Raw genomic sequence first — 7,581 nt, forward strand, 5'->3', positions numbered from 1 at the left:
AGAAAAATTACAAAAAATCATAATCTATTTAAAATTGTAAATTAAGAATTAATCTATAAAAATGATTAAGAAAGCATCATTGTAGAAAGATATATAATATTTTCAGTTTGTTACGTATTATGACACAAATTCGATAAGAATATTATAAAAATACTGGTTATATATACAGAGTTGAATAAAAAAATAGGAGTATATATGAACAGAGTATCATTATCGAAAAAAAATGCAAAAGCCTATAATCAATTAATTGAATTAAGTAATAATATTGATTTACAAGCACAATCAGTAGGGCTAGAGGAAGGCTTTGTTCATTTATTAAAGCTAAGAATCTCACAAATTAATGGTTGTGCTTTTTGTGTAAGGCTTCATACGCAAGATGCCCAAAAATGTAATATTAGCTTTGATAAAATCGCATTAGTCGCTACATGGAAAGAGGCTGAATATTTTTCAGCAAAAGAAAAGGTTGCATTATCTTTAGCGGAATCAGTTAACCTTATCCATAAAGGCCATGTACCCGATGATATATATCAAGATGCTAGCCAATATTGGGATGAAGAACAATTAGCCACAATAGAATGGCTATCGATAATTATAGGGGCGTTTAATCGAATTGCTATTGCAAGTCGATACAGTGTTAAAGCCTAGTGCTAGAATAGGTATATTAGCTAAAAGGCCGATTGAGTGGCCTTTTTATCGATATAATATGAAATATTTGGGCATCAATAGATATATTTTTATCAATAATAAGTCGCTATTTTAGTGAAATAAATAAAGGTAATAAAAAATACTAGGCACTATGATATATATCTATAAAAATTTTATCATCCTGTAGTAAACTGCCCCCTTTTTATAGGACTGATGCTTTATGATAAGTTTATCTCATCTATCCGGGCTTTTATTAGGTGTTCTTCTTGGGTTTGTAATGCAACGTGGCCGTTTTTGTATGGCTGGTGGTCTGCGAGATCTCTATCTTTTCCGTGATAATAGAATGCTTATAGCAATTTTAATTGTTATATCAATTCAAAGTGCAGGTTTATTTGCTTTTTCTCATTTTGGTTATGCACAAGTTCCCACTGATGCTTTCCCTTGGTTAGCAACAATTGTTGGGGGGCTTATATTTGGTATTGGTATGGGATGTGCGGGATCATGCTCAACGGGAGCTTATTATCGTGCTGCTGAAGGTTTAGTTGGAAGTATTTTGGCTGTTATAGGATTTGTGATTGCTAGCTGGCTAATTAGGCAACCAATACTGAAAAATACCTTTAAACCAATTACAACACCTAAATTTGAAAGTGGTACAATTACTGAAACATTACATATTCATCCTTATGTCGCCATTTTAATATTGATAGTAATTACAATTTTATTAATGTTTCGACATTTTAAAAAAAATGCGTCAATAAAAATCCCTAAGATGAAAGCTAAAAAGACAGGTCTTGCGCATCTACTCTTTGAAGCAAGATGGCATCCTTTTGTATCAGCTATTATTATTGGTATTATTGCATTATTTGCATGGCCTTCAAGTTTGTCCGATGGAAGAATTGGTGGTTTGGGTATTAGTGGGCCAAGTGCACAATTATTTTCATTAATTACAGACGGTAATTTAAAATTCTTTAATTGGGCCGGATTTTTATTAATAGGTATTTTTGTTGGTGCATTTATTGCTGCCAAAGGTAGCCGCGAATTTAGATTACGTAATCCTGGATTACCAATAATAACGAAAAGTTTTATTGGTGGTTTATTGATGGGAATAGGAAGTGGTCTAGCGGGTGGCTGTATGTTAGGAAATACATTAGTTAATACCGCGTGGTTTTCTTGGCAAGGATGGATATTTATTCCTTGTATTATTTTAGGCAGTTGGATTATTAGCTATTTCACAATTATCCGTCCTCAATCTATTAAAAAGTGAGAGAAATAATGAAAACAGTAAAATTAGATACTTGCGGACATTTATGTCCATTTCCTCTAATTGAAGCTAAAAAAGCAATTGCTTCTATGAATAAAGGTGATTTGCTTGTTATTGAGTATGATTGCGCACAAGCAACAGATAACATCCCTCGTTGGGCAGCAGAAGAAGGGCATGAAGTTGTTGAATTTGAACAAATAGCAGATGCCCAATGGCAAATGCAGATAAAAAAAGGTCATTAAAATAGAGTAAAATGACTACTCACGTTCTGAATAATAATGTTGTAAAACCCATTAAATTGGGTTTTACTTTTCATCTTAAGTTAAATATATAGCTTATGTTGCATGTTTAAAAGATCAAAAAATAACTTTGATGTTCTTTTTCATATTTATAGATAGAGTACATTATTTTCATTTATGAAAAAACATCCAATATTAAATTAATATATAGAATTATTTTATTTATTATTAAATATCTTAATAGACCTTTTAGTGATTAATATAAACTCTCTTTATAGTATTATTTGGTAACAAATTGTATTCATTTAAAACAAGAAATTAAATAAATATTATTATAAGATAAATTGCAATATATAAAAATTGTTCTAAAATTTTTATATATAATTAGGCAAAGAGGTTTTTCATGCAAAAATTTAATAAGGTATTACTAGTTTTGTTATCTTCAATTATGGTAACTACAATGGCTAGTGCAAATGCAGATATGGAAAAAATTCCTGGTAAAATAGTTAGCAACCACTCGCTTGATCCTAAATTTGGGTTAAGTCAAACATCTAACCAGTATCGTATCACTTATACATCAAAAGATGGCGTTAATGGAAAAACTATCCGTGAAGATAGTGGCGCTGTTTATATTCCTAAAGGGCAAGTACCTGAAGGTGGTTGGCCTGTTGTTGTTTGGGAACATGGTACCGTTGGTGTTGCAACAGATTGTGCGCCATCATTAACACCAAAGAATGAACGTTCATCATTATATCTAAATACGTGGTTATCATTAGGTTTTGCTATTGTAGCTCCTGATTATCCTGGATTAGGATCACCTGGTTTACATCATTATATGGATGGTAGAGCCGCAGCATGGAGTTCATTGGATATGACGAAAGCTGCGCTTACGCAATTTCCATTAAGTAATCAATTTATTTTTGTAGGGCAATCTCAAGGCGCTCATACTGCTTTTTCTTCTTTAGGTTATCAGCCAGAATATGCACCAGATGTGAATATATTAGGTGCTGTATTAACAGGAACTCCTTATTTTTCTGAAGACTTGATTGATAACTTTATTACTGAGGGTGAAAGTCAAGAAGGTGATCGTAAGTTAGCCTATGCTATGTATATTTATCTTTCTGCCGCAGATAAAGATCCTAATTTAAAGATTGAAGATTACTTTCAAACCTCAGCGATCCCTTATGTAGAAAAAGCAAAAACATTATGCATAGGCCCATTAGGCGAATTAATTGCAGAAAATAAAATGAATGCGTCTAATAGCTTAAAACCCAAATTTAAAGAGTTGATAGAGCAGGAGTCAGCGACCTTATATTACAAGACTCTTAGCGTAGATAAGCCAATTTTCATTGGTATAGGGTTATCGGATGTTCATGTTTTAACTCGTTGGCAACAAGCATTTGCTGCAGATATTCTGAAAGCAGGGACTCCTGTAATTATAAAAGAATACCCAGGCATTGGCCATTTAGATATCTATAATGTCGCTTTACGTGATTCTGTACCTTTTGTATTGGATCTCATGAAAAAAGCGAAAGATAAACAACAAACTAAAGACAATACAAATCTAAAGTAAAAACAGTATTTGTAATAAGTTGAATTTTAACATTAAGTAAAAATAGTATCTCATCTAATTAGTGGTGAGATACTATTTAAAATCACATCTTAAAGCTATTTGTTTATTTTAAAATTTGCTCTTTAGCAAACCAACAAGTCAAAAATAAATTATTAGTTTTTCCTGCAAAATTGAAATTATGGCCTATACTTATCATTGGAATATATATTGTTATTCTTAAGTAATATAAGAGACTTAGGAGAAAATAATGAGTAAAGCTAAAGAGTTACAAGAAAGCCCACTTCGCACTCCATCTGATTTATCCTCAGAAGCAACCAAAGATATTAGCGGCGCAATGAATACGATTTTGGCGGATATCTTTGCAATTTATCTTAAAACTAAAAACTTTCATTGGCATATGAGTGGGCCACACTTTAGGGATTACCATTTATTATTAGATGAGCAGGGTGACCAGTTATTTGCAATGACAGATCCTATTGCAGAAAGAGTAAGAAAAATCGGTGGTATAACACTACGTTCTATTAGCCAAATCTCTAAAATGCAAAGGATCAGCGATAATAATGCCGAATATGTAGAACCATTAGATATGCTTGCTGAACTTGCTGAAGATAATAAAAAATTAGCAGCAGAATTTCGTCAAGCACATGAATTAACATCACAGTATGGCGATCATTCAACAACAAGTTTGATTGAAAATTGGCTTGATGAAACTGAGCGTCGTGTTTGGTTCTTATTTGAAGCAAGTCGTGATGCAAAAACATCTGGTCACTAATTTATTTTAATAGAATAAAGAACTAATTTAATTAGATTAAATAAAAACTAGGCGCCCTGTAAATTAAACATCATGTTTAATAACAGGGTGTTTTTTATTGTTTTATCTATTTTTTGTAAAAACGAGTAAGTCAGACCCATCTGCAAAAGAGATATGCCACTATCTTTCTTTAATTAAGAGATAGGTACATGTCAACAATGAAAACAGAAGTCGTTGTGATCCGTTTAACAAAGAAAGAGAGAGCATTATTTGATGCAGTAAAGACGACACCATTACTTGCAGATTGGATGAGAGAATTAGCTCTCGCTAAAGTAGAGCAAGAAAAAAGTTTAAAGAATAACTAGATGAAGATAGTTATCTTTCAGTTGAGATATCGTGTAGTTGAACGGCAATAACTGATTACCGCTCACAGCTTAGTTATTTTTTAATTAACTATTTTATAGATGATAAAAAGTATGAAAGAAAAAATATTTATAGATTTTCATTTCATATAAAAGGAAAAGCCCAATGTGGCGGCATTGGGCTTAATGACTCAATAGATGGGTAAACAAACTATTAGAGATCTCTTTTAATATAGTTAACTTTTAGTTATATAGTTAGCAATAAATGCTTTTTTTATGTAAAGAAAGATAAATGATTAAAATTCAAGCAGAAAAAATAGAGGATTAAGTTCTTTTACTAATAGTTATTATTATAAATAAAACTAACAGAATAATATTATAATAAATATGCATTATAGAAATGTATAATATAATTTATATATAAAATAAGATAATTGCTAGTTTATTTATTATAATAAGAATAAATCGATATGATGATGTATTATAAAATTATTTTTATTTAAAGTAATATTATTAGTAATAATATCATGATTCTAATAATTTAGGATATGAAGAAATTATCCATTTTTTATAACTCATTTAATGTACTAAATGTTTTTTGTAATTAGCCTGGTTAAGGATATCCCTCTTTTTTTATCGAAAAGGTAATATTTATTTTGTTGTGAAATGTGTTTTGTGGAATAATAAACCACTCCTATTTCTTATCTTGTCATATTTTATGTATTACCCATTTTTTATATTTATCTCTATTACAATGTTTACAGGTTGTCATAATATAAATAGTAATAAAAACAGTGAAATACCATTAACAGAAAACCACATTTCAAATAGTTTACATAATGATAGTAATCATGTAAATGATAACTTGGCTTTTATGTTATCTAAAAAATCGCGTTTTGAAACTGAAGTTCAACAGGAAAAATTAAAATTTAATCAATTGTTTAAAAAAGGATTTGAGACACCAACATCTTTGCCTGATAACCATTATTTAAATACCAATAATTCAATTGAAAAAAGAGTTAGAAAGGTAAGTTTCACTATTCCAGTACCTGAGCCGGTATGGAATGAATATAAACAAGAATTAGAATTTAAATGGGTTAATAACCCTAAATATACTCTTGATACTTATTAAACCTAATTTAAATATTTATTTTATTTTATTTTATTTTATTTTGAGGTTACATATGCGCATAGCAAACATAACACTACCCGTATTTTTACTATTAACAGGATGTGCTGAGAATACTAATTTTACCTTTGGTGATTCGGGTAGCCATAGGATTGGTAGCACTGTTTGTTCATCTATTGTTTGTGGAAAAAATACCAGAACACCAGAACAGCAAAAAGCAATTAATGAGGCTGTTCATGAACAACAAAGAGCTATAATGCGAGGGGAGAAACCTGATCTTAAAATAATCGCTTCGTATTAAAATATGGGTCAATACTGATTACAGTATTGACCTTATTGTTTATTTTATCTACGTTTTATTCCAACCCTTTTTATCATAAAGTCAAAAATAGAGTATTGCGCATTTTCTGCTAAGTAAAAGCCTGAATATTGATTGAAAGCAAGATAATTTAAATTTATTATTAAACGTATATGTTTTGTTATACTTTATATATAGAGGCTGACTTTGGGTATTGTAAAAATTTCTGATGAACTACATGCTTATTTGCGTAAAGCAAGTAATGTCATGTCTCGTTCTGTAAATGCTCAAGCCGAATTTTGGATAAAAATAGGAATCCAAGCTGAGCTTAATCCAGAGAAAACGTTTCCTATGATAATTAACGAAATGTTGGAAAAAGAAAGCACAGAAAAAGAATCTGGACAACAATGAAAAGGAAGGTAGTGTGAATAAAATTACGATAAAAACAAAAGATGAAATTGAGTTAATGCGTGAATCTGGACGTTTATTAGCACAAGTTTTTACCATGCTAGATGAGTTCATTGTTCCTGGTATTTCTACGTTAGAAATTAATGATAAAGTTGAAGACTTTATTGTCAATGAATTACAATCAAGACCTGCAAGTAAAGGGCAATACGGTTATGCTTATGTATTAAATACTTCAATTAATGAAGTTGTTTGTCATGGTGTACCAAAAGCGGATGAGCGATTAAAAAACAAAGATATTGTCAATGTGGACATCACTTTAGAAAAAAATGGTTTTATTGCAGATTCAAGTAAAATGTATGTAATGCCAGATGCTTCTCCTATTGCTCGTAAGTTAGTAAAAACAACATATGAAGCAATGTGGGAAGGTATTAAGCAAGTTAAACCTGGTGCTACGTTAGGCGATATAGGACACGCTATTCAAAGTATTGCACAAAGCCAAGGATATAGTGTGGTAAGAGAATATTGTGGCCATGGTATTGGAAGAGAAATGCATGAAGAACCACAAGTGTTACATTATGGTCAGCGTGGGCAAGGTATTGAATTAAAAGAAGGAATGACTTTTACAATTGAGCCTATGATTAATCAAGGTGGTCATAAAATTAAAACTAAAAAAGATGGTTGGACTGTTGTAACTCGTGATAAAAAACTATCTGCCCAATCTGAGCATACTATTTTAGTAACGGCAGAAGGATATGAAGTTTTAACATTACGACCAGAAGAAAAAAAATAATAACTTCTTTAATTTGCTAGCTATTTAAGGATAAATATAATATTTTTTATTGATTATATTTAACTTACTTAAATAGCTACAACTCTCTCTTTTGTACTCTATTAATAATCAAATATTGTTATGTC

General features: G+C 30.6%; 10 protein-coding genes. All 10 read left to right on the forward strand.

Translation table 11 applies throughout. The features are described from left to right. The first annotated feature begins 195 nt into the window (after positions 1 to 195). The 10 genes from M983_RS15265 to map all read left to right on the forward strand — a co-directional run bounded on the left by M983_RS15265 (position 196) and on the right by map (position 7,456). The gene (locus M983_RS15265; protein WP_066752874.1) at positions 196 to 645 is read left to right on the forward strand and encodes a carboxymuconolactone decarboxylase family protein; all 450 of its coding nucleotides are present in this window, start codon (positions 196 to 198) and stop codon (positions 643 to 645) included. Positions 646 to 865: 220 nt separating this feature from the next. Next, positions 866 to 1,909 (forward strand): YeeE/YedE family protein, encoded by a 1,044-nt coding sequence (locus M983_RS15270; RefSeq protein ID WP_066752877.1) that lies wholly within the window; start codon positions 866 to 868, stop codon positions 1,907 to 1,909. 8 nt (positions 1,910 to 1,917) lie between these two features. After that, positions 1,918 to 2,148, forward strand: a complete 231-nt coding sequence (locus M983_RS15275; protein WP_066752880.1) for a sulfurtransferase TusA family protein — start codon at positions 1,918 to 1,920, stop codon at positions 2,146 to 2,148. 478 nt (positions 2,149 to 2,626) lie between these two features. Then, complete coding sequence (locus tag M983_RS15280) at positions 2,627 to 3,718, forward strand: alpha/beta hydrolase family protein (RefSeq protein WP_066752898.1); 1,092 nt, start codon at positions 2,627 to 2,629, stop codon at positions 3,716 to 3,718. 247 nt (positions 3,719 to 3,965) lie between these two features. After that, on the forward strand, positions 3,966 to 4,490 hold the full coding sequence (locus M983_RS15285; RefSeq protein ID WP_066752883.1) for a Dps family protein: 525 nt from the start codon (positions 3,966 to 3,968) through the stop codon (positions 4,488 to 4,490). Between the two features lie 188 nt (positions 4,491 to 4,678). After that, complete coding sequence (locus M983_RS17605; RefSeq protein WP_167348692.1) at positions 4,679 to 4,834, forward strand: hypothetical protein; 156 nt, start codon at positions 4,679 to 4,681, stop codon at positions 4,832 to 4,834. A gap of 715 nt (positions 4,835 to 5,549) precedes the next feature. After that, positions 5,550 to 5,963 (forward strand): hypothetical protein, encoded by a 414-nt coding sequence (locus M983_RS15290; protein WP_157091978.1) that lies wholly within the window; start codon positions 5,550 to 5,552, stop codon positions 5,961 to 5,963. Between the two features lie 52 nt (positions 5,964 to 6,015). Then, complete coding sequence (locus tag M983_RS15295) at positions 6,016 to 6,261, forward strand: hypothetical protein (RefSeq protein ID WP_066752889.1); 246 nt, start codon at positions 6,016 to 6,018, stop codon at positions 6,259 to 6,261. Between the two features lie 204 nt (positions 6,262 to 6,465). Next, positions 6,466 to 6,669, forward strand: coding sequence for a ParD-like family protein (locus tag M983_RS15300; protein WP_066752892.1), 204 nt, complete (start codon positions 6,466 to 6,468; stop codon positions 6,667 to 6,669). Between the two features lie 13 nt (positions 6,670 to 6,682). Next, positions 6,683 to 7,456 (forward strand): type I methionyl aminopeptidase, encoded by a 774-nt coding sequence (gene map / locus M983_RS15305; RefSeq protein WP_066752895.1) that lies wholly within the window; start codon positions 6,683 to 6,685, stop codon positions 7,454 to 7,456. Positions 7,457 to 7,581: the final 125 nt, after the last annotated feature.

This window comes from Proteus myxofaciens ATCC 19692 (assembly GCF_001654855.1).
Taxonomy (GTDB): Bacteria; Pseudomonadota; Gammaproteobacteria; order Enterobacterales; family Enterobacteriaceae; genus Proteus; species Proteus myxofaciens.

Bases quoted from the DNA above. Each gene is read 5' to 3' on its own strand.
- M983_RS15275 (WP_066752880.1), top strand. From the start codon at position 1,918: ATGAAAACAGTAAAATTAGATACTTGCGGACATTTATGTCCATTTCCT.
- M983_RS15290 (WP_157091978.1), top strand. From the start codon at position 5,550: ATGTATTACCCATTTTTTATATTTATCTCTATTACAATGTTTACAGGT.
- M983_RS15280 (WP_066752898.1), top strand. From the start codon at position 2,627: ATGGAAAAAATTCCTGGTAAAATAGTTAGCAACCACTCGCTTGATCCT.
- M983_RS15295 (WP_066752889.1), top strand. From the start codon at position 6,016: ATGCGCATAGCAAACATAACACTACCCGTATTTTTACTATTAACAGGA.
- M983_RS17605 (WP_167348692.1), top strand. From the start codon at position 4,679: ATGTCAACAATGAAAACAGAAGTCGTTGTGATCCGTTTAACAAAGAAA.
- M983_RS15285 (WP_066752883.1), top strand. From the start codon at position 3,966: ATGAGTAAAGCTAAAGAGTTACAAGAAAGCCCACTTCGCACTCCATCT.
- M983_RS15265 (WP_066752874.1), top strand. From the start codon at position 196: ATGAACAGAGTATCATTATCGAAAAAAAATGCAAAAGCCTATAATCAA.
- M983_RS15270 (WP_066752877.1), top strand. From the start codon at position 866: ATGATAAGTTTATCTCATCTATCCGGGCTTTTATTAGGTGTTCTTCTT.